The organism is Nocardia pseudovaccinii NBRC 100343 (assembly GCF_001613225.1).
Classification (GTDB): Bacteria; Actinomycetota; Actinomycetes; order Mycobacteriales; family Mycobacteriaceae; genus Nocardia; species Nocardia pseudovaccinii.
Window position 1 is genome coordinate 1 of record NZ_BDBY01000480.1, and the last position, 1,076, is coordinate 1,076.

The 1,076-nt window shown below is 60.4% G+C and carries 1 protein-coding gene; it reads left to right on the top strand.

Annotated elements, in window-relative coordinates; genetic code table 11:
- Positions 1-812 (top strand): hypothetical protein (locus NP3_RS46020; RefSeq protein ID WP_218025089.1); only part of this gene is annotated, 812 nt, incomplete at its 5' end.
- Positions 813-1,076: the final 264 nt, after the last annotated feature.

Below are 1,076 nucleotides of genomic sequence, written 5' to 3' on the forward strand. Positions count from 1 at the left end.
AAACTTCTGCCGCAACTCATTTGGGATTGTCAGCCGGGCTTCAGAAGGCGTTGAGTATGAAACTTCGGGCAGCAGTGTTCGTCGTGTCCATCCTGAGTATCGGATTCGCAGCGGCATGCCTAAATCAAGCGTTGGACTGGGGTCTGGAGTGGGGGCCGGTCGGAACGTGGATCAGCGCGTTGATCTCGTCCGTTGCCGTGACCGTGGCTGTTTGGGTCGCCCTGGACAACCAAAATGAGCGGGTCAAGGAAGAGGCCGAAGAGCGAAAGAAGGCCGAGGGGCGGGCTCTCAGGCGTGCCAAACGCGTACGTATTAGCGCGGAGTGGCATGAAGATGGCGCAGGGCCGCGTTGGATTCTGCACATCGAGAACGGCGATGACAGGCCAATATACGAGATCCAGTGGCTTGACAGTTTGGCCGTCGCCAGTGACTTCTCGTCCTTCCGGACACAGTTCGCCTCGGCGCCCAATCCTTGCAAGGTGCTCAAGCCCGAAGCTCAGTGGGACACGGCAGTCTTTGCTACGAACTTCGGCAACTCCGATGTGCCTGAGGTTTCAGGTGCAACGCACTTCTTCTTGCCTGCCATCACGTTCGAGGATGACGACGGCTATCTCTTCTGCTGGGATAACAGTCCAGCCAGCGTGATCGTTGGTTTTGGGGGCCGGGTGACCGGGGAATGGTGCTTGAAGGACGACGCTAGGAGCAACTATCCCGCTGATCAACCGACTTTCTCAGCTATGTACGTGGCGGCAGATCTTCCAGCGTCGGAACAAGCCGAAATAGCGAAAGGGCTTCGGGCAGGGATGAGTTGATGGCTGTAGAAAGCAACCACAGCCAGGCCCCACGAACCATGCCGGCCGATTCGTCGGCGAGCTGCGGGAGAGCAAGTCGGGGACGGCTGGCGTCGTGCCCAGCACTGCCCTGTGAACGAAAAAGCGGCCAGAGCCGAACAGTCCGCGTGCCACCACGTCGCCAAAGCGGATGCCAGAACACGCGAACAGAACCAAATGCGCCCCGGCGGCCGGTGTGCCGCCGACGCCCCGACGCGCCGCGGTGACCGCCGTTCAGGGAACCGC